21 protein-coding genes and 1 pseudogene are annotated in these 17,446 nt (G+C 59.2%); 8 read left to right on the forward strand and 14 right to left on the reverse strand.

Annotation, left to right across the window (positions count from 1 at the left end; translation table 11 throughout):
• Window positions 1–44 precede the first annotated feature (44 nt).
• The 5 genes and pseudogenes from ccmA (at window position 45) to QTA57_RS16445 (ending at window position 2,854) form a co-directional block, all read left to right on the forward strand.
• A complete protein-coding gene (ccmA, locus tag QTA57_RS16425; protein ID WP_290152534.1) occupies window positions 45–668 on the forward strand; it encodes a heme ABC exporter ATP-binding protein CcmA in 624 nt (207 codons plus the stop codon).
• Window positions 665–1,321: pseudogene (gene ccmB / locus QTA57_RS16430) on the forward strand (heme exporter protein CcmB). The gene ccmA and the pseudogene ccmB overlap by 4 nt, the downstream one beginning before the upstream one ends.
• 56 nt (window positions 1,322–1,377) lie before the next feature.
• Window positions 1,378–2,106, forward strand: coding sequence for a heme ABC transporter permease (locus QTA57_RS16435; RefSeq protein ID WP_145210132.1), 729 nt, complete (start codon window positions 1,378–1,380; stop codon window positions 2,104–2,106).
• Complete coding sequence (gene ccmD, locus QTA57_RS16440; RefSeq protein WP_216364877.1) at window positions 2,106–2,261, forward strand: heme exporter protein CcmD; 156 nt, start codon at window positions 2,106–2,108, stop codon at window positions 2,259–2,261. Before QTA57_RS16435 ends, ccmD begins: the two co-directional genes overlap by 1 nt.
• Window positions 2,258–2,854 (forward strand): DsbE family thiol:disulfide interchange protein, encoded by a 597-nt coding sequence (locus QTA57_RS16445; protein WP_290152536.1) that lies wholly within the window; start codon window positions 2,258–2,260, stop codon window positions 2,852–2,854. Before ccmD ends, QTA57_RS16445 begins: the two co-directional genes overlap by 4 nt.
• 235 nt (window positions 2,855–3,089) lie before the next feature.
• On the opposite strand, the gene QTA57_RS16450 is transcribed toward QTA57_RS16445, so the two are convergent.
• The 8 genes from QTA57_RS16450 to QTA57_RS16485 all read right to left on the reverse strand — a co-directional run bounded on the left by QTA57_RS16450 (window position 3,090) and on the right by QTA57_RS16485 (window position 10,514).
• On the reverse strand, window positions 3,090–3,587 hold the full coding sequence (locus QTA57_RS16450) for a MarR family winged helix-turn-helix transcriptional regulator (protein WP_171558423.1): 498 nt from the start codon (window positions 3,585–3,587) through the stop codon (window positions 3,090–3,092).
• A gap of 141 nt (window positions 3,588–3,728) precedes the next feature.
• A complete protein-coding gene (locus QTA57_RS16455) occupies window positions 3,729–4,142 on the reverse strand; it encodes a hypothetical protein (RefSeq protein WP_290152541.1) in 414 nt (137 codons plus the stop codon).
• Complete coding sequence (locus QTA57_RS16460) at window positions 4,139–4,906, reverse strand: hypothetical protein (RefSeq protein ID WP_290152543.1); 768 nt, start codon at window positions 4,904–4,906, stop codon at window positions 4,139–4,141. The genes QTA57_RS16455 and QTA57_RS16460 overlap by 4 nt, the downstream gene beginning before the upstream one ends.
• Complete coding sequence (locus tag QTA57_RS16465; protein ID WP_290152545.1) at window positions 4,881–6,185, reverse strand: Ig-like domain-containing protein; 1,305 nt, start codon at window positions 6,183–6,185, stop codon at window positions 4,881–4,883. The genes QTA57_RS16460 and QTA57_RS16465 overlap by 26 nt, the downstream gene beginning before the upstream one ends.
• Window positions 6,085–8,091, reverse strand: coding sequence for an Ig-like domain-containing protein (locus tag QTA57_RS16470; RefSeq protein ID WP_290152547.1), 2,007 nt, complete (start codon window positions 8,089–8,091; stop codon window positions 6,085–6,087). Before QTA57_RS16470 ends, QTA57_RS16465 begins: the two co-directional genes overlap by 101 nt.
• Window positions 8,088–9,377: an Ig-like domain-containing protein gene (locus QTA57_RS16475; protein ID WP_290152549.1), complete on the reverse strand. Its 1,290-nt coding sequence runs from the start codon at window positions 9,375–9,377 to the stop codon at window positions 8,088–8,090. The genes QTA57_RS16470 and QTA57_RS16475 overlap by 4 nt, the downstream gene beginning before the upstream one ends.
• Before the next feature lie 463 nt (window positions 9,378–9,840).
• Window positions 9,841–10,110 (reverse strand): FAD assembly factor SdhE, encoded by a 270-nt coding sequence (locus QTA57_RS16480; protein ID WP_290152550.1) that lies wholly within the window; start codon window positions 10,108–10,110, stop codon window positions 9,841–9,843.
• Entirely contained in the window at window positions 10,110–10,514 is a 405-nt protein-coding gene (locus QTA57_RS16485; RefSeq protein WP_290152552.1) for a helix-turn-helix domain-containing protein, read from the reverse strand. The genes QTA57_RS16480 and QTA57_RS16485 overlap by 1 nt, the downstream gene beginning before the upstream one ends.
• A 182-nt stretch (window positions 10,515–10,696) precedes the next feature.
• Between QTA57_RS16485 and QTA57_RS16490 the strand changes: the two genes are divergently transcribed.
• The gene (locus QTA57_RS16490; protein WP_290152553.1) at window positions 10,697–11,899 is read left to right on the forward strand and encodes a pyridoxal phosphate-dependent aminotransferase; all 1,203 of its coding nucleotides are present in this window, start codon (window positions 10,697–10,699) and stop codon (window positions 11,897–11,899) included.
• Between the two features lie 69 nt (window positions 11,900–11,968).
• Here QTA57_RS16490 and QTA57_RS16495 read toward each other — a convergent pair whose 3' ends face one another.
• The 3 genes from QTA57_RS16495 to purB all read right to left on the reverse strand — a co-directional run bounded on the left by QTA57_RS16495 (window position 11,969) and on the right by purB (window position 14,047).
• A complete protein-coding gene (locus tag QTA57_RS16495; RefSeq protein WP_290152554.1) occupies window positions 11,969–12,136 on the reverse strand; it encodes a hypothetical protein in 168 nt (55 codons plus the stop codon).
• A 130-nt stretch (window positions 12,137–12,266) separates the two neighbouring features.
• Window positions 12,267–12,686, reverse strand: coding sequence for a VOC family protein (locus QTA57_RS16500; protein ID WP_290152555.1), 420 nt, complete (start codon window positions 12,684–12,686; stop codon window positions 12,267–12,269).
• A 56-nt stretch (window positions 12,687–12,742) separates the two neighbouring features.
• Window positions 12,743–14,047 carry an adenylosuccinate lyase gene (purB, locus tag QTA57_RS16505; protein WP_290152557.1) on the reverse strand — a complete coding sequence of 435 codons (1,305 nt, stop codon included), beginning with the start codon at window positions 14,045–14,047 and terminating at the stop codon, window positions 12,743–12,745.
• Window positions 14,048–14,132: 85 nt separating this feature from the next.
• On the opposite strand from purB, the gene QTA57_RS16510 reads away from it, so the two are divergent.
• Together QTA57_RS16510 and QTA57_RS16515 are read left to right on the forward strand one after the other, a co-directional pair.
• Window positions 14,133–14,471: a hypothetical protein gene (locus QTA57_RS16510; RefSeq protein WP_290152558.1), complete on the forward strand. Its 339-nt coding sequence runs from the start codon at window positions 14,133–14,135 to the stop codon at window positions 14,469–14,471.
• The gene (locus tag QTA57_RS16515) at window positions 14,468–14,872 is read left to right on the forward strand and encodes a DUF6314 family protein (protein ID WP_290152560.1); all 405 of its coding nucleotides are present in this window, start codon (window positions 14,468–14,470) and stop codon (window positions 14,870–14,872) included. The genes QTA57_RS16510 and QTA57_RS16515 overlap by 4 nt, the downstream gene beginning before the upstream one ends.
• A 78-nt stretch (window positions 14,873–14,950) precedes the next feature.
• On the opposite strand, the gene QTA57_RS16520 is transcribed toward QTA57_RS16515, so the two are convergent.
• The 3 genes from QTA57_RS16520 to QTA57_RS16530 all read right to left on the reverse strand — a co-directional run bounded on the left by QTA57_RS16520 (window position 14,951) and on the right by QTA57_RS16530 (window position 17,302).
• Window positions 14,951–15,520, reverse strand: a complete 570-nt coding sequence (locus tag QTA57_RS16520; protein WP_290152562.1) for a hypothetical protein — start codon at window positions 15,518–15,520, stop codon at window positions 14,951–14,953.
• Window positions 15,521–16,163: 643 nt separating this feature from the next.
• On the reverse strand, window positions 16,164–17,114 hold the full coding sequence (locus QTA57_RS16525) for a CAP domain-containing protein (protein WP_290152564.1): 951 nt from the start codon (window positions 17,112–17,114) through the stop codon (window positions 16,164–16,166).
• Window positions 17,015–17,302, reverse strand: a complete 288-nt coding sequence (locus QTA57_RS16530; RefSeq protein ID WP_330696727.1) for a CAP domain-containing protein — start codon at window positions 17,300–17,302, stop codon at window positions 17,015–17,017. The genes QTA57_RS16525 and QTA57_RS16530 overlap by 100 nt, the downstream gene beginning before the upstream one ends.
• Window positions 17,303–17,446 lie beyond the last annotated feature (144 nt).

Here is a 17,446-nt window from a genome sequence, read left to right on the forward strand (position 1 = left end):
GCCACCCTTCCCTCGCCCCGATCTTTCCGCTACCCCTCGACACGATGCATATGACGGTCACCGATCTGGCCTGCGCACGCGGGTCGCTGCAAGTGCTTGCGGGCGTGTCTTTTACCCTTTCTCCGGGGCAGGCATTGATCTTGCGTGGGCCAAACGGATCGGGGAAAACGACGTTATTGCGAACCCTTGCGGGGCTAACCCCACCTCTGAGCGGACAGATTGAGGCCGCGCCAGACAGCCTCGCCTATGCCGGCCATGCGGACGGATTGAAAGCGCAGTTGAGCGTGGCCGAAAACCTGCGGTTCTGGTCTGGTGTGTTCGGCAAAACCGGGATCGACGCCGCGATCTCCGCCTTTGATTTGACCGAGCTTTTGGACCGCCCTGCGGGCGAGCTGTCTGCCGGGCAAAAAAGACGCCTCAGCTTGGCGCGGCTTCTGGTCACAGGACGGCCGATTTGGGGCCTGGACGAGCCAACCGTCTCGCTCGACACGACCAATGTCGCCCGGTTTGCCGCCGCCGTTCATACCCATCTGGCCGCTGGCGGCAGCGCGATTATCGCTACCCATATCGACCTCGGCCTGCCGCAAGCCGACATCCTCGACATCAGCCCCTTCATTGCCAAATCTCTGCCCGAGCGTGACCCGTTCAGCGATGAGGCCTTCGCATGATGGGTCTGTTCAAACGCGATTTGGCGCTGGCCATCCGGGCGGGCGGTGGTTTTGGCCTCGGCCTCGCCTTTTTTCTGATCGTGACCGTCTTGGTGCCCTTTGGGGTCGGCCCGAATACGGGCGTTTTGTCCACCATCGCCCCCGGCATCCTCTGGCTCGGCGCGCTCCTTGCCTGTCTCTTGTCGCTTGATCGCGTCTTTCAACTCGATTGGGAGGACGGCTCGCTTGATCTGCTTGCCACCTCCCCCTGCCGCTGGAAAATGTCGCGGCGGTGAAGGCCCTGGCGCATTGGGTGACAACCGGCCTGCCACTTGTTGTGGCCGCGCCGATCCTTGGCCTCCTTTTGAACCTGCCCGCGCCCGGCTATGGCTGGCTCATGGCGTCCCTGGCCATCGGCACCCCCGCGCTCAGCGCCATCGGGACATTTGGTGCCCGCGCTCACCGTGGGGTTGAAACGCGGCGGGCTGCTTTTGTCGCTGCTTGTCCTGCCGCTCTATGTCCCGACCCTGATCTTCGGCGCCTTGGTGGTCACGCGCGGCGGCGCAGGCCTTGACGCCATGACCCCGCTGGCGCTTCTGGCCGGTATCACTTTGGTCACGATCGCCACCCTGCCCTTCGCCGCCGCCGCCGCCCTCCGCGTCAATCTGCGCTAGCCCTGCGCGCCCTTGGCATATTGTGAGCGCTCACAGCCCCGCCTACATTCGCGCCCATGTCGTTCTGGGAATACGCAAATCCGCGAAAATTCATGGCGCTTTCGAGCGCTCTTTTGCCATGGGTCGCAGGCATCGCGGCGCTCTGCTTGGGCGTCGGGCTGATCTGGGGCTTTTTCTTCACACCGGATGATTTCCGTCAGGGGTCGACGGTGAAAATCATCTATCTGCACGTGCCTGCGGCGCTCATGGCGATCAACGCCTGGTTGATGATGCTGATCACCTCCTTGGTCTGGGTGATCCGGCGCCACCATGTGAGCGCCTTGGCCGCCAAGGCCGCCGCGCCCGTCGGTATGGTGTTTACGCTCATCGCGCTTTTCACCGGCGCGGTCTGGGGCCAGCCGATGTGGGGCACCTGGTGGGAATGGGACCCGCGCCTGACCTCCTTCTTGATCCTGTTCCTGTTCTATCTTGGCTACATGGCCCTTTGGGAGGCGATCGAGAACCCCGATAGCGCGGCTGATCTAACGGCGGTGCTGTGCCTCGTGGGATCGGTTTTTGCGATCATTTCCCGCTATGCGCTGCTCTTCTGGAACCAGGGTTTGCATCAGGGCGCGACACTCTCCTTGGATGCGGAGCAAAACATCTCAAATGTGTTCTGGTATCCGCTGGTCATCTGCATAGCCGGTTTCGGGTTTTTGTTCCTTGCCCTCGTGCTGTATCGCACCCAAACCGAAATTCGCGCGCGGCGGCTGAAGGCGCTGATTGCGCAAGAGAGGATGGCGTGATGCCGGATTTAGGCCGATACGCAACAGAGGTTTTGTCCGCCTATGCGGGGTCTCTGGCGCTGTTGATCTTGGTTGTTGTCGTCTCTATTTGGCAGGCACGACGGGTTCAGAGGCGGCTGAACTCTGTCGAAGAACGACGCGGGAAATCCACATGAAAGTCAATTGGTTGATGGTTCTGCCCGTGGTGTTGACCGTGGGGTTCTTCGGGATCGCAGGCGTTCAGCTGATGATGAATCAGGACGATCTGCAGCATGGCGTGGACACGATGGCCTTGCGCTCGGCCCAAGAAGGACGCCCCGCGCCAACCCTGGAACTCGCGCCGCTTGAGGGATCCGAGCTTCTGCGTCGGGAGGATCTTGAGGGGAATGGTCTCATCATCGTGAATTTTTGGGCGAGCTGGTGCCCACCTTGCCGTGCGGAGCACCCGGTTCTGACCGAGCTGGCCGAAGCCGGAAATCCGCTCTTCGGGGTTAACTACCGGGATCGATACGATCAGGCGCTGGCGTTTTTGGACGAGCTTGGCAATCCCTATGACAGGATCGGGCGGGATGAGTTGGCCCATAACGGTCGGGATTGGGGGGTCGTCGCCATGCCGGAAACCTTCTTCATCAATGATGACGGTGTCGTGGTCTACCATTTCCGCGGGCCTGTTCTGGCCCGCTCGTTGGAGAACCAGATCCTCCCGGCTCTTGAGGCGGCCGGCTATACTCTGGCCATAGACACCAGCGACGCAGCCTCTGATAGCTAGGGCTTATACCGTATACAGTGGCGACCACTTGCGACAGATGCGTGCAAAGCGATTGAGTTGGCTTTTCTGTGCGCGAATATCTGAACGCGGCCCCTGACAAAGTCAGCCTACCCCTCGACGGTGATGATGATTCAATATGATGAACCGAGCCGAAGGCGTGGACGCGATCGCCGAGCGCCTGTCGGTGCAATAGACAATTGGGGCCGCCTTTGGTGTAGACGGCGCGCCGAGACGCTTAATAGATGTAGCGAATCTGATCCGCCCAATAGCGCTCGACGCGTTTCAAAGAATGGTTGATCTGATTAATCCCATCAGGACCCAGAACCCCATGCGATTGCAGGCCATCGGCATGACGCCCGAAAAGATCAGCCACCACATCGCGCACATGGCGCCCTTTCTCGGTCAATCGCACCCGAACCGAGCGGCGATCGATCTCGCAGCGTTGATGGTGCATGTATCCCATCTCGACGAGCTTCTTTAGGTTATAGGAAACGTTGGAGCCCTGGTAATATCCCCGGGTCTTCAACTCCCCCGCAGTGACTTCATTATCGCCGACATTGAACAAGAGCAGCGCTTGGACGGCGTTGATCTCTAACAAACCAAGGCGTTCGAACTCATCTTTGATGACATCGAGCAGAAGCCTGTGCAGCCGCTCTACCAAAGACAGGGATTCCAGATACCCGGTGATGAAACCGTGGTTGGACGTCTCCGCGACAGGGGCGTGCATACTCATTTGTGACTCCGCATATCTGCTCGATTCAAGAGATGCGGGAAAAAGACCAACAAGGAGTTAAGAGCTCGGCGGATTTGCGTCGAGACGGCGGATTTCCCACGTCTAACCGGCAAAAATCCGCCCGCGATCTTGTCGAGACTCCTAAAATTCGAGCTGAAATCCGGCCTCAACGCCATAACTCACCAAGCCCGACCTGCTCCCGATCCCGTCCATAAAAGCACGTGCGTTGGATGTCAGGCCGCGACCGTTATCAAACATATAACCGAGATCAAGACGCCCGCGCACGGACTCCTCTTCGGTCACAAAGGCTGAGGCTTCGCCGCCGTCGATCTGAGACATAATGCCCGACACACCCCAGGTGATCGTCAAATCTCCTGCATCCAGCGCAAAGGGCATCTCAAAATCCACACCGAGCGATAGCTCACTCAACGCGATCCTCTGCGCAGGAACCAAGGCGCCCGCGCTGTTGAGATAGGCATCTTGCCGATCGTGAACCCTGCTGAACGTCAGGCTCGGATAGGTGCTCAGGTTTTCGCCATGATGCGCGCCACTCACAGCCAATGTGGCGAGCCAGCGCGTCCCCTCGAACTGCTCCGGCACACCCCCGCCGGGGTTAGGGTATTCTTGACCTGTCCCCTCAACAGCCGCCCCTCAAAATAGAGCGGTTGGCCCGGAAGCTGCGCCGCAAAATAGGGGCCGAGGAGCCAGCCGCCACCTTCAATCTCGACACCGTCATTACCGATCATCTGAGCCTGATCAAATTGCAGCATCGCACCGAGTATGGCGGTCGGACCAAGCTCCAAATGACTGCCGAAAACCGCCAAGGCATAGGTCGCGTCTTGCCCGCTGTCATCTTCGCTGCGCGACGCTTGGAAAGACATCCAAACTGGGCCTCCGCCATTGGTCTGGAGATCCAAACTGGCCTGCCCCCGGCTGACATCTGCGATGACCTGGCCCGACCGGCGGCCTCTGAGGAACTCCGTAAGCCCCGGCTGACCGGCAATCAAATCGCGGGAGCGCGCTTGTAGGAAATCGCTGATCTCATCACTATGCGTTGTATCGATGACAACCATTGCTGCAAGGCTCGCCGGCATTGACCCCTGCCCCGATGCATCATGCGCGGCCCCACCGGCCACATTGAGGCTCAGAGGCCCCTCACCCGTGGGGGCTATTTCAACCGAATAGTGTTGCGGCCCGCCCGACATTCCCAGCATCACCGCATTGATCAGATTGATGTCGTTCGATGAAAAGCCGACGACGGGTTCCGAAAAGTCGAACCTGAGCGTCACCGGTTCATCTGCCCTTAATGAAGATGGCATACCGTTGATCTGGAAGCGATGGCGGGTGTCCGTCAGGGACGATTTCGAAGGCTGTGGAGGCTCGGTTACCGCGACCTGCGGCATCCCGGGCGGCATTTTCAGGCAGTCGAACGGAATGCGCCATGTCTGTCGCAGTGAGTTGCATCTGATACACAGCACCGCTGCCGGTGAGTTGGGTCACGGTTGCACCGACCGTCACGAAATCGGAGAGGTCGAGCCCCGTCACCGGTTCCGAAAATGTAGCTGTGATTGTGTATGCCACACCGACGGGCGCAGGTGTGCCGCTCAAAGAAACGGTTGGCGGCGTGAGGTCCGCCAACACCGGTCGCATCACAAAGGCTTCATTCCCGGCCCCGCTTGTCGCGACCGCGACATCTTCGGGAATACCAAGCGAAACCGCACCCTCATTTTGGGGGGTCACACGCGCGGTATAATCCGCGCCGGAGCCGGAGAAGTCCGACAAGGCGGCGTTGCTGCTTTGGATATCGCCAAGCTCGAACCCGGTGACCGGTTCGGAGAAACTGATCTGCACAAGGGCCGGTCCGAGGATTGGGTTGGGCAAGCCCGTGATCGACACCGTCGGTTTCGGCACGACGCCCAGGCTTGTCCAGATATCCGAAGCTTGATTGGGCCGCCCCACGCCGTCGGTTGCAACGCCCTCCGGGATCGAAACAAAGATCGGGCCATTGCTTTCTGGGGTCAGCGTCACCGTATAAACCGCTTCGTTTCCGGAGAAATTCGTGAGCGTCGCGTTTGCGACGACGATATCAGCCAACGTGAACCCGATGACGGGTTCGCCAAATGCGATGGTAATCAGCTGCGCGCCAGTGACTGTTGTGACCGATGGCGTGATATTGACCGCGGGATCGGTCATGTCGGCAACACTGTTGATGGCCAAGGAAGCCACATTCGCATGACCGGCAGCGTCAAAAACGCGACCACTGGGTAACTGCATCTCAACGGGCCCGTCCGCCAATGGGATGAGCGTCACCTGATAACCCGCCCCGCCACCAGACAGATTCGACACCGTCGCATTCAGGGTCGTGAAATCGGCGACCTCAAGACCGGAAACCGCCTCGCTAAACGTGATCGAAACCTGCACCGGCGCCCCAAAAACGGATGGCAGGGGCGAGAGTGTTACGGTCGGAGGGGAGATATCTGCCACGCTCCCAACCCAGTCAGATGCAAGGTTCGGATTTCCCGCCGCATCGTTCAGCCGCCCGGCAGGTAGGCGCAGCGAGACCGCTCCATCCGCATCTGGTGTGATCTGGAAGCGCATAGCTGCTGCCCGTGCCAGTCAGCGCGGACAGTTGTGCATTGACGGTTTCGAAATCGCTCAACTCAAGGCCGAAGACCGGCTCTGAAAACGTCAGGTTCACTGAGGTTGGGCCGGTGATCATGGGCAGCAAGGCTGAAATATTGACCTTCGGGCCGGACATATCCGCCAGCGCAGAAATTGGATCGGAAGCTGTATTGCCATTGCCCGCCATATCGATGGCGGCATCGGCTGGCAGAAACAGGCTGACGGGGCCGTCCGCCTCTGGGGTCAGTGTGACCAGATACTCCGCCCCACTCCCGGAAAACATGCTTATCTGCGCATTGCTCAGCGTCAAATCTTCGACCGTGAACCCGGTCACCGGCTCGCTGAACCGGATCGTCACAAGCGTTGGCCCCGCCAGATCCGGCGGAACCCCTGTGATCATCACCGACGGGGCGCTCAAATCTGCGGTCGCGGTGGCAGTGTTCGAGACGGTATTGAACCGCCCTGCCCCATCTTGGGCCGCATCTGCCCTGACGCCCACGGTCACCGGGCCATCGGCGAGAGGTGTTAGCAGGACCTGATACACCGCATCGGCTCCGGACAAACCACTGACCGAGGCATTGCTGAGCACCAGATCAGTGACGTCAAACCCGCTCACGGACTCATCGAATGTCACCGTGATTGTCACGGCTCCGTTCAGAAGGGCCGGAAGCCCGGTGATCGACACACTGGGCGGGTTTAAATCCGCTGTCGCTGCTATCGATCCACTCTCCTGATTGCCGTTTCCCGCCGCATCCTCGGCCCGGTTTGCCGGGACCTGAATAGAGACCGCACCATCGGAATTTGGGGTCAGGGTCACAGAATAGGCGCGGCCACTCCCGGAAAATCCCGAGAGTGTGGCGTTCTCAACCGCAATATCACCTTCCGCAAAGCCAGTGACGTCTTCGGAGAAGCGAACGGTCAGCGGCACCGCTCCCATGATAAGAGCGGGCAGCCCGGATATAGCAACGTCTGGCACGGTCCGATCAGAGCGGATGCTCAGGGCGGTGGCCGCGAGATTGCCGTTGCCGGCGGCATCAACAGCCACCGCCGCATTGATCATTGCCGTCACCATCCCATCGGCGCTCGGCGTCAGTGTTGCGCTATAGGTCGCGCCGCTGCCGGAGATCGCGCTGATCATGCCGCCCGTGACACTCACATCGCGATCATCAAAGCCGCTCACCGGCTCGTCAAAGACGATCATCAGCGGGAAGCTGGCCGCGTTGCTTGGCGATGCGGCGCTGCTTGACAGAGTAACGCCAGGCGCCGTGTTGTCCAAAAGCGCCTCCCGCGTATCCGGGCTGCCGCTCGTGCTGAGATTGGTGAGGGTATTGCCCGCGAGATCGGTGATGTTTTGGGCCACTGCGAAACCTAAGGTGACCGTCCCGCTCAGAGACGGGATATCTCCCCCAGAGACCACAACATCATAGAGCATGTCCGTTATCGGACTGACCACAACGGTCCCGGGCACAGCCCCGGCAATCGACAAATCGCTGGCATCGAAACCCATGACGGGCTCATCGAATGCCAAGCGCCAGTTCAGCATATGGGCGTTGCTTGGCGTTGTCGCGGGCTGGAGTCGCGTGACGGAAACCAGCCGCGGTGCGGTGACATCGGGGCCATATTCCCGCGATAGGGTTGCTTCGCCGGTTGTATTCCCGGCGGCGTCGCCAAACGCACCGGCTGGCAATCGCACGGTCACAGGTCCGGGGTCGGTCGGGGTGATGACAATGTTCAGGGTGCGCGCATTAGGTTGGCTTTGACTTGTAAGCGTGCCGTTGGTGATCTGAAGTGCGCCGCTTCCAAACCCTGGGATCACCTCATCGCTTTGCATCACAAGGGTTAAATCGCCCTCGGCGAACGGATCGGGCGTGATTGAACTCAAGCTGATGACGGGGCGGTGTTGTCGAGCGTATAGCTCTCGTTTGCTCCGACCGGCTGCGGATCACTGATCGAGTTTGTGGCCAGATCCTGTATCGCCGCGCTTCCGGTCACCGCTAAGCTGACGGTGCCTTCGAAACTCGCCAGAAGACCGCCAGAGGCTGTTACGTCATATTGAGTTGAGTCGATCGCGGCCACAGACAGATCCGCACTGGTTCCCGAAAGCGTAAAATCCTCCGCGCCGACACCGGTTACGGGTTCGTCGAACACAACCCGCCACGTCAGGCTGTCCGCATTGCTCAAGGCATCAGTTGGTGTCCGGCGTTCGATCGACGCAACACGTGGCGCGCGGCGATCCGATGTGATCGTGAAGGTCTCCGCCGCCAGGCTGGGTTGCCCCACCTGATCCAATGCAGCGGCGGACGGAAGGTCGACCGTTATTACACCGTCGCCCGAGGGGGTCAGGTTCGCACTGTAATCCGCTTCGGTTCCTGAAAACCCGCTGATCGCGCCGCCGGAGACGATGAAATCACCCAAGGTCAACTCGGTCACGGCTTCTGAAAACTGGATTGTCAGCGGGATCACCGCGAGATTGGTCGCGGCACTTGCGCTGCTGCCGATCGTGGGCCTCGGTCGCGCCGTATCCAAAATGAAACTCGGTTCATTGGCCCCGATCGGGGCGGTGTCGGTCAGTGCATTACCCACCAAGTCGGTGATGTCTTGCCCCGGCACCAAGCTCAATGTTAGCGGTCCATTACCGGACATAAGCACCGCGCCTTGAAAGGTGATCTCATATTGGCGGTCGGTCAGTCGACGCAGACCGAGAGAGCCTTCCCCTCCGGTCGCGACAAAATCACTGACATCGACATTCTGGACGTCCTCATCAAAGGCAATCTGCCAGACCAGTTCCGGCACGGCACCGGTCAACTCTGTCGTCGGGCGGATCCGTGTCAGGCTGGCGATGGTCGGTGCATCAGTATCCGCGCTGCTGCCCTCGCGCACGCTCGTGACATCTAGGCTGGCCGTCTTTGTGCTTCCATCGGTCGTCACGGTCGCGGTGAACTCAACCATCACGGCGGTCACATCAGCCACGTAACGCAAGGTGCATGCATTTGGCAGCCCATCCACATTCGCCCGATAAGACGCTAGGTAGAAGGGCGGCGCTGTCGACGTGCCAAAAGATGTGGCGCAATCAAGTGAGACATCAGAGATGTCGGCCTTTGGCTGAATCCGGAACACCAAGTCATATATGTTGTCGCTCAGCGCGGGCGGCACGGTGAGCGCAATCAAGACACCGTCGCTTGGGATAGATCCGATTGGCGTGCAGCTGTCCGCGCCAAAGTCAATTCGTTGAAATAGTGTTCGGCCAGCCGCATCCGGCTCCGAGACTGCTGAACAGGAAATTGCCTCCGCGCGGACCGCAGTGAAAGCGCTGCCCAGGACGGCAAGTCCGAAGACAACAACAACGGTCGCCAGCCGGTGGAAAAGACCTGCGCGACGTCCCTCGCTGGAGCATTCAAACCATCGCAACGCATCCGATCGTTCGAATACCACTTGGACCGGACCAGATCGCCCATTCCGTTTGGCCATTGTACTACCAAGACTTGTAACCCCAGGTTACGATGTCTTAACCAAACATTAATAAACGGTTAAATTTAAAGAGAAAATTGTCGAAAGAGATATCCAACCCAGAGGCGGCGGGAACGCTCGAAACGGATTTTATTTCGAGCCGCGCATGTCGATAAGCCGGGGATTAGGCGTTGTCGCCACTGATCGTTTTGGACAGTTCAGCCATGAAATTCTTATAGGCCGCTGGCACAACCGTTTGCCCGGTCACCCAATTGTAAAGGTCGTGATCGGCCTCGGCCAAGATGGCCTCAAACAGGTCCACTTCTGCGTCGGAGGCGGTTGCAAGATGCGCCGCCGCCCACCCGCCCAGGATCAAATCCATCTCCTTGATCCCGCGATGTTCGGCCCGCATCTTCAGACGTTTTAGGCGAATGTCACGCGGCTCTTCTTGCATCAGGAGGTCTCTGCCAACGCGCCTCGCAGGCGTTTTTCCAACCGGCCCATTTTCTCGGCAATCTGCGCCTGCTCGGCGCGCAGCTTGCGCATCTCTGCCAGCATGTCTTCGACACCTGTGGGCAAGCTCTCGACCATTTCAGGGCCGTCCAGCCCCTCGCCCTGCCCGGTCAGGAGCCACATGATCGACACGTTCAACAGCCCCGCCACCATCTGCAATTTGTTGGCCCGGGGCTCGTTTTGGTCGTTCTCCCAACCCTTGATGGTCTTGGTCTTGGTGCCCAAGCGTCGCGCCAACTCGGCCTGGCTCAACCCGGCGGCATCACGCGCACCGGCCAGACGGTCGCCAAAGGTGGCCGTGTCTTCGTCAAACCAGCCTGCGCCGAGTATTGCCTCTTGGGTCATGGGATCTCCTGCTTCAGATGCCGTGCGGGTCATGGGGCCATTCTTGCGATCTAACCAGCCCATGATCCGCGTCGATGCGCCGTTTCCACGCTTGATTGCGACGCGGCGCGACCCTAAGCATGGGCCTGCCTGATGTAAACCGGACCGCCTGACGCGGCCCGACCAGCCCCCGGAGACCGCCGATGCCCTTCCTGTCTGACACTCTGTCCCGTGTGAAACCCTCGCCGACCATCGCGGTTTCGAACCTGGCTGCCGAGTTGAAGGCCGCGGGCAAGGATGTGATCGGTCTGGGTGCAGGGGAACCCGATTTCGATACGCCTCAGAACATCAAAGATGCCGCGAAGGCCGCGATCGATGCGGGTAAGACGAAATACACCGCGCCGGACGGTATCCCAGAGTTGAAACAGGCGATCTGCGCCAAGTTCAAACGCGACAATGGGTTGGACTATGCGCCGGCGCAGGTCTCCGTCGGCACCGGCGGCAAACAGATCCTCTATAACGCCCTGATGGCGACCCTGAACCCAGGCGACGAGGTGGTGATCCCCGCGCCCTATTGGGTCAGCTACCCCGATATGGTGCTCCTGGCCGGGGGTGAGCCGGTGATTGCTGAGGCCCAGGCGCAGACCAATTACAAGCTGACGCCCGAACAGCTTGAGGCCGCGATCACGCCGAAAACCAAATGGTTCATCTTCAATTCGCCCTCCAACCCGACCGGCGCGGGGTATACGGCGGAGGAGCTGAAAGGTCTGACCGATGTGTTGATGCGCCACCCGCATGTCTGGGTGATGACCGACGATATGTATGAGCACCTGGTCTATGGGGATTTCGAGTTCGCGACCCCGGCGGAAGTGGAGCCTGGGCTCTATGACCGCACGCTGACCTGTAACGGCGTCTCCAAAGCCTATGCGATGACCGGCTGGCGGATCGGCTATGCCGCCGGCCCCGAAGAGTTGATCAAAGCGATGCGGAAAATCCAGTCGCAATCGACCTCCAACCCCTCCTCGATCAGCCAATGGGCCGCTGTCGAGGCGCTGAACGGCACGCAGGATTACATCCCTGAAAACAATGAGATTTTTAAACGTCGCCGCGATCTGGTCGTTGAGATGCTGAACGCGGCTGAGGGCATCACCTGCGCGACACCGGAGGGCGCGTTTTATGTCTACCCGTCGATCGCGGGCTGCATGGGCAAGACCTCACCTGCAGGCACAGTGATCGATAGCGACGAGACGTTTGCGACCGCGCTGCTGGAGGAAAAAGGCGTGGCCGTGGTCTTTGGCGGCGCGTTTGGGCTCAGCCCGAATTTCCGGGTGTCCTACGCCACTTCGGATGACAACTTAAAAAACGCCTGCACGCGCATCCAAGAGTTCTGCGCGGGGCTGAGCTAAGACGTCACGATCAGGAAATCACGCGCCACCCGTTTTGGGGCGCGTGTTTTCTGCTGTGTCTCCCGGTCTTCAGCTGCTGACGCTTGTCACGCAGCGCTGGCTCTCAGCATCCCAGGTCGTTCCCTGAGCACAACTGATCGAAGCTTCATTGCTGCCGTGGCCCCAACTGCATTCGGCGATGGCGAGGCTTGGGGCTGTCATCAGCGCCAAGGCGGCCAGAAGGGTCTTGATACGCATCAGGCGTCTCCCTGTTGGTCGATCTCAAGCTCGTCTCTTGCAGGTCAAAGCCTAGCACGGATCGGTCAAAAGACAATCAGCCTTGCCGCGCATGCAGGACAAAGCGCCGCCAGAACACCTGCTCAGGCAGTTACACGGACGGCGTATCCTCAGGGCCAATCCAGCCAAATGGATTATAAGCCACCTCCCAGAGATGCCCGTCCAGATCGCTGAAATAGCCATGATACCCGCCCCAATCGGCCTTGGTTGCGGCTTTGACCAGCGTGGCGCCCGCCGCAACGGCCTCCTCCAAGAGCGCGTCGACCTCGGCCTCAGACGCAAGATTGTGCGACAGGGTCACGCCGGAAAACCCCTGCCCCGCGCCTGAAACGTCCGCATCTTCGGCCAAGGCATCGCGGCCAAACAAGCCCAGCCAACTGCCGTTGAGATTGAAAAACGCCACACTGGGCGGGCTGTCGATTTTCGGCAGACCCAGCCCATCGTGATAGAAGGCCACCGCGCGTGGCAGGTCTTTGACGCCAAGGGTGATCATGCTGATGCGCGGCTTCATATCTGTCTCCATGGATCTGGAAACAGACTGGAACATATAGCGAACATCGTCAAGTCTTAGTCGCCGAACACCCGCGCGAAAATCGTGTCCACATGTTTGGTGTGATAGCCCAGGTCGAACTTCTCTTCGATCTCGGCGGGGCTGAGCGCGGCGGTGACCTCCGCATCGCCAAGAAGCTCGGTTTTGAAATCCTTGCCCTCTTCCCAGACCTTCATCGCGTTGCGCTGCACCAGGCGATAGGCATCTTCCCGGCTCACCCCGGCTTGGGTCAGCGCCAGAAGCACCCGCTGGCTCATCACTAGGCCGCGGAATTTGTTCATATTGGCCAGCATATTGTCGGGATAGATCACCAGTTTCTCAATCACACCCGCCAGCCGATTCAGGGCGAAATCCAACGTCACCGTCGCATCCGGGCCAATCCCGCGCTCAACCGAAGAATGCGAGATGTCGCGCTCATGCCAAAGCGCCACATTCTCCATCGCCGGCACCACCGCCATCCGCACCAACCGCGCCAAGCCGGTCAAGTTCTCCGTCAGAACCGGATTGCGCTTATGCGGCATCGCCGAGGACCCCTTCTGACCCTTGGAGAAGAACTCTTCGGCCTCCAAAACCTCGGTCCGCTGCATATGCCGGATTTCGGTGGCGATGTTTTCGATTGAGGAGGCGATCACCCCAAGCGTGGCGAAGAACATCGCATGCCGGTCCCGCGGGATCACCTGGGTTGAGATCGGCTCTGCCCGCAGGCCAAGCTGCTCGCAAACATGCTCCTCCACCGCCGGGTCGATATTGGCAAAGGTCCCCACCGCACCGGAAATCGCCCCTGTCGCCACTTCCCAGCGGGCCTTTTCCAGCCGGTTTTTGTTGCGGTCCATCTCGGCATAAAACCGCGCGAAGGTCAGACCCATGGTGGTCGGTTCCGCATGAATGCCATGTGACCGCCCGATCCGCACATCCATCTTATGCTCCAGCGCCCGCGTCTTGAGCGCCGCCAAGAGCCGGTCCATATCGGCCAACAGAATATCCGCCGCACGCACCAGTTGGATGTTGAACGTGGTGTCGAGCACATCCGACGAGGTCATGCCTTGATGCACGAACCGGGCTTCATCATTGCCGATGATCTCGGCCAGATGCGTCAGAAACGCGATGACATCATGTTTGGTGACCGCCTCGATCTCATCGATCCGGGCCACGTCGAACTCCACATCTTTGGCTTTCCAGACCGCATCCGCGTTTTCCTGCGGGATCACGCCAAGCTTGGCCTGCGCGTCGCAGGCATGGGCCTCGATCTCATACCAAATGCGGAACTTGGTGGCGGGGTCCCAAATGGCGGTCATCTCGGGGCGGGCGTAACGGGGGATCATGGGCAGGCCTTGCTTTTCGGGGGCATTCGGCGCTCTCATATGGCGGTGAAGCCCGAGGAACAAGGCACGAGGAGGTCGCAGGAGCATGCGGAGCGTTTTGGCACTGGCGGCTTTGCTCGTTCCGGGTGTCGCTTTGGCTGACGATTGGGTCCGGCTTGATGATGCCGGGATCACCGAGATTCTGACCGCTCACGACCTGATTTACGAAAACGACGCCTTCCAGCGCTTCCTGCCCTCCGGCCGCACGCTTTACCGCTATGGTGAGACCTCTTGGGGCTATTGGCGGGCGGACGACGACCGCTATTGCAGCCAATGGCCGCCTGGCGACGAATGGGATTGCTATGATGTCGAGTATGACGGCGCCACCGCGCTCCGCTTCATCGACGATTGGGGCAATGTCTCAACCGGGGTGTTTGCCGAGTGATTTCTCTGGCCGCGCTCGAGGGTGTCTGGCGGCTCGAGCGCCAGATCGAGGATCGCCGGGCGAAGCTGACCGGGCACCTGACCGGCGAAGCACGTTGGGTGCCGGACCGTGACGGGCTTCTCCAGATCGAAACCGGCCTGCTCCACTATGGCGATGCCCCGCCGATGCAGGCCGAGCGGCGCTATCTTTGGCGCGATGGGACCCATGGGCTTGAGGTGTCCTTCGAGGACGGCTGCCCATTCCATAAGGTCGATCCGACAACGCCCGAAGCCGACCATTTCTGCGCGCCGGACAGCTATCGTGTGCGCTATGAGCTTGCCGACTGGCCGAGATGGTCCAGCCGATGGCGGGTGACCGGCCCGCACAAGGACGCGGTGATTTTCAGTCGATATAGTCGATAGGTTCTCAGTTTCTCTGCTGATGAACGACCAGAATGAATGTCATGACCTGTTGTTGATGAGATATAGAGCTGCCGCGAGCTACTCTTGAGGTTTCCAAATGTATAAATGCCCAAAGAGACCATATACGGTGATAACGTTTGGATGTGATCCAATTCCGATCTCTAGAATATTCTGATCAACGAAGAGCCCGCATCGGGAATACGTGATCGCGTCGATAGCAGACGTATCAACTCTCGGGCGAGGAGAGTAATTGTGCCTTTCGCACTCATCATAAAGCGAATTAAAGCGGCGATCTATCTCAGCCCAATATGGAGATGTCCTATCATCAATCGTAGCCATCGCTGGCCGACGAGGTGGAGTGTCGAAATATTGGGAAACCAGTGAAACACTGCAACCAAGTTGCAAGTCGTCTATCGTTAGTCGCCTTTCCTCAGATTCAAAATGAATCATATAACGAGAGTTATCGAAGGAAAGCTCGCCAATCACAAGAGTTCCAAATTCGAAGAGATCCGGCCTTTCCAAAGGAGATGCGCATTGAATATCATCGTCAATCGCTAATCCATCTTGTATCTGAACCCTTGGCGTTTGAGATTCGAAACTGCAAGATACCAGCACAAAAATCATCAATATCGAAAGAGCAAACTTCATATGACCACGCTCCTCAAACCCCGATATCCGTAGCGATCTAACCGTCCATCAAAGAGCTTCTCTGTTTAAACGGGTCGTGGATTCCTTAACTATCTACGATCTCGACTGACGGTGTTTCGTGACACCCGGCGATCACCGAACGGTCGGACGGCTCGAAAAGAGTCACATCGCTCAGTTTCGTCGGAACAATCTCCTCAACACTGTTTGAATTATGGCCGGAACCCCAACCAACACATTGATTATGATCAAACCGCCCGAGGAGATCAGATGTCAGACAGAACCGTCGCCAAGCCTACAGATCCCCGTCGCTTTGGATGCTCTTAAGCAAACACCCACGCCCGCGTCCGGTTGATCGCGCTATTCGCCCGCTGCCACCCAAGCCGTGTGTTGGAGAAATCCGCCATCGCTCGTATTAATGGTGCCGCCGATTGGCTCGGCGGCCATCGGTTTCTTCGAATGCTCTTTGCTCCCACCCATTTCTCGAGGAATCTCCAACGCCGTTAGGCATGTCGCCGCCAGCGCCATCGATATAAGATGCAGTTTGGTATCTCGGTCGCGCTCGTTTGAACGCCATCGGCATCAAGGGCGCGGCCCCGTTTCCTTGCCGCGCCCTCCCTTCAATCAGACATCGACGCCTGCTTGATCAGCAAATGAACCAAAAGACGTCCATCTCGGCGACATCAGTGATCCCGTCCAGTGTTAGCGCGTCGCCATCACCGAAATCGACAACCGCATTGCCATCGACCACTTCGGCGGCATCGGAGAAGGCTGCTTCGAGAGCGATGCCAAGATTAACAAGGAACGCATCAAGGACCAGGACATCTTCGCCAATGGCAAAGTCGGTGATCCTGTCATTGCCACCGATGAAATGGAAGATATCTTCACCTAATCCGCCGGTCATGATGTCGTCACCGGCGCCTCCGACGAGATAATCCATCCCCTCGCCGCCGTCCAAAGCATCGTTGCCCTCACCCCCGATCAGAGCGTCGTCCCCCTGCTCGCCTGTCAATGCGTCGTCACCTGCCTCGCCATCAAGATAGTCGTGACCGTCCGACCCCGTGACCGTGTCATTGCCAGCATCTGCGAAGACCATCGCCCAATCGTCTTTGGCCGTGATCTCATCATCGCCGGTCGTCCCAAATTGCACATCCGTGTCTTCGCAACCGACCATATCTGGCTCTGGTGTCGGGGTGGGTGTGGGATCTGGTTGTGGCTCGGGCTCTGGCGTTGGGGCCAGATCGGGGGTCGGCTCTGGGGTCGGGTCTGGTGCCGGGGCCGGATCTGGCTCAGGTGTTGGCACGGGCTCTGGCGCGGCATCGGGTTCGACGGACCCAGAGGTATCGCCATCGGTCCGCGCAAAGTTCTGTGTCACAACAACCGAGTCGAAGCCCTCCATGTCGCCACGTTCGATGCCAATCCCGATCTCGGTGAAGTCGGGGTTGAGAATGTTTGCGCGATGCGCGGGGCTTTCCATCAATCCTTGGTGCAGTTGGATCACATCATCCGCAATCCCATCTGCGCCACGTTCGGACTGCCAGGCGATGTTCTCGCCAGACGCCCACGAGCCTTCAAACGGATAGTTTGCGGCCTGCATACGATCCGTGGCCGATGATCCCCCTGTCCGGTATGGGAGAATGTGTCGGTGTTGATCATCCAGGTGCTGTGATCCTCGCTGGACTGGTTGAGGAGAGTGTTCAGTTTCAACGGGTTCAAACCGGCATTGGCCCTCTCCACATTGATCAGATCAAGCATCTGTCGTTCAGTTTCGCTCGCAAGTGACATAGGTCTGCCTTTCTTTGCCTAAGGTTGGAAGGCCAACCAACTGCGCCGACCGCTACAGGCGCAATCACCGGCAAAACTGCGCCTGCAAACCAGCCAGCAAATGCCAAAAACGGCGCGAGACCATCGCAGGACCTCGCTGAGAAT

This window comes from Fontisubflavum oceani, assembly GCF_030407165.1.
GTDB lineage: Bacteria > Pseudomonadota > Alphaproteobacteria > Rhodobacterales > Rhodobacteraceae > Rhodophyticola > Rhodophyticola oceani.

What these genes read in the sequence shown, in the direction of transcription:
- QTA57_RS16525 (WP_290152564.1), bottom strand. Translation starts at nt 17,114, where the DNA reads ATGCAGGCCGCAAACTATCCGTTTGAAGGCTCGTGGGCGTCTGGCGAG.
- purB (WP_290152557.1), bottom strand. Translation starts at nt 14,047, where the DNA reads ATGATCCCCCGTTACGCCCGCCCCGAGATGACCGCCATTTGGGACCCC.
- QTA57_RS16495 (WP_290152554.1), bottom strand. Translation starts at nt 12,136, where the DNA reads ATGCGTATCAAGACCCTTCTGGCCGCCTTGGCGCTGATGACAGCCCCA.
- QTA57_RS16435 (WP_145210132.1), top strand. Translation starts at nt 1,378, where the DNA reads ATGTCGTTCTGGGAATACGCAAATCCGCGAAAATTCATGGCGCTTTCG.
- QTA57_RS16510 (WP_290152558.1), top strand. Translation starts at nt 14,133, where the DNA reads ATGCGGAGCGTTTTGGCACTGGCGGCTTTGCTCGTTCCGGGTGTCGCT.
- QTA57_RS16485 (WP_290152552.1), bottom strand. Translation starts at nt 10,514, where the DNA reads ATGACCCAAGAGGCAATACTCGGCGCAGGCTGGTTTGACGAAGACACG.
- ccmA (WP_290152534.1), top strand. Translation starts at nt 45, where the DNA reads ATGCATATGACGGTCACCGATCTGGCCTGCGCACGCGGGTCGCTGCAA.
- QTA57_RS16490 (WP_290152553.1), top strand. Translation starts at nt 10,697, where the DNA reads ATGCCCTTCCTGTCTGACACTCTGTCCCGTGTGAAACCCTCGCCGACC.
- QTA57_RS16460 (WP_290152543.1), bottom strand. Translation starts at nt 4,906, where the DNA reads ATGCCATCTTCATTAAGGGCAGATGAACCGGTGACGCTCAGGTTCGAC.
- QTA57_RS16520 (WP_290152562.1), bottom strand. Translation starts at nt 15,520, where the DNA reads ATGAAGTTTGCTCTTTCGATATTGATGATTTTTGTGCTGGTATCTTGC.
- QTA57_RS16450 (WP_171558423.1), bottom strand. Translation starts at nt 3,587, where the DNA reads ATGAGTATGCACGCCCCTGTCGCGGAGACGTCCAACCACGGTTTCATC.
- ccmD (WP_216364877.1), top strand. Translation starts at nt 2,106, where the DNA reads ATGCCGGATTTAGGCCGATACGCAACAGAGGTTTTGTCCGCCTATGCG.
- QTA57_RS16480 (WP_290152550.1), bottom strand. Translation starts at nt 10,110, where the DNA reads ATGCAAGAAGAGCCGCGTGACATTCGCCTAAAACGTCTGAAGATGCGG.
- QTA57_RS16465 (WP_290152545.1), bottom strand. Translation starts at nt 6,185, where the DNA reads ATGCGCTTCCAGATCACACCAGATGCGGATGGAGCGGTCTCGCTGCGC.
- QTA57_RS16500 (WP_290152555.1), bottom strand. Translation starts at nt 12,686, where the DNA reads ATGAAGCCGCGCATCAGCATGATCACCCTTGGCGTCAAAGACCTGCCA.
- QTA57_RS16530 (WP_330696727.1), bottom strand. Translation starts at nt 17,302, where the DNA reads ATGTCACTTGCGAGCGAAACTGAACGACAGATGCTTGATCTGATCAAT.
- QTA57_RS16445 (WP_290152536.1), top strand. Translation starts at nt 2,258, where the DNA reads ATGAAAGTCAATTGGTTGATGGTTCTGCCCGTGGTGTTGACCGTGGGG.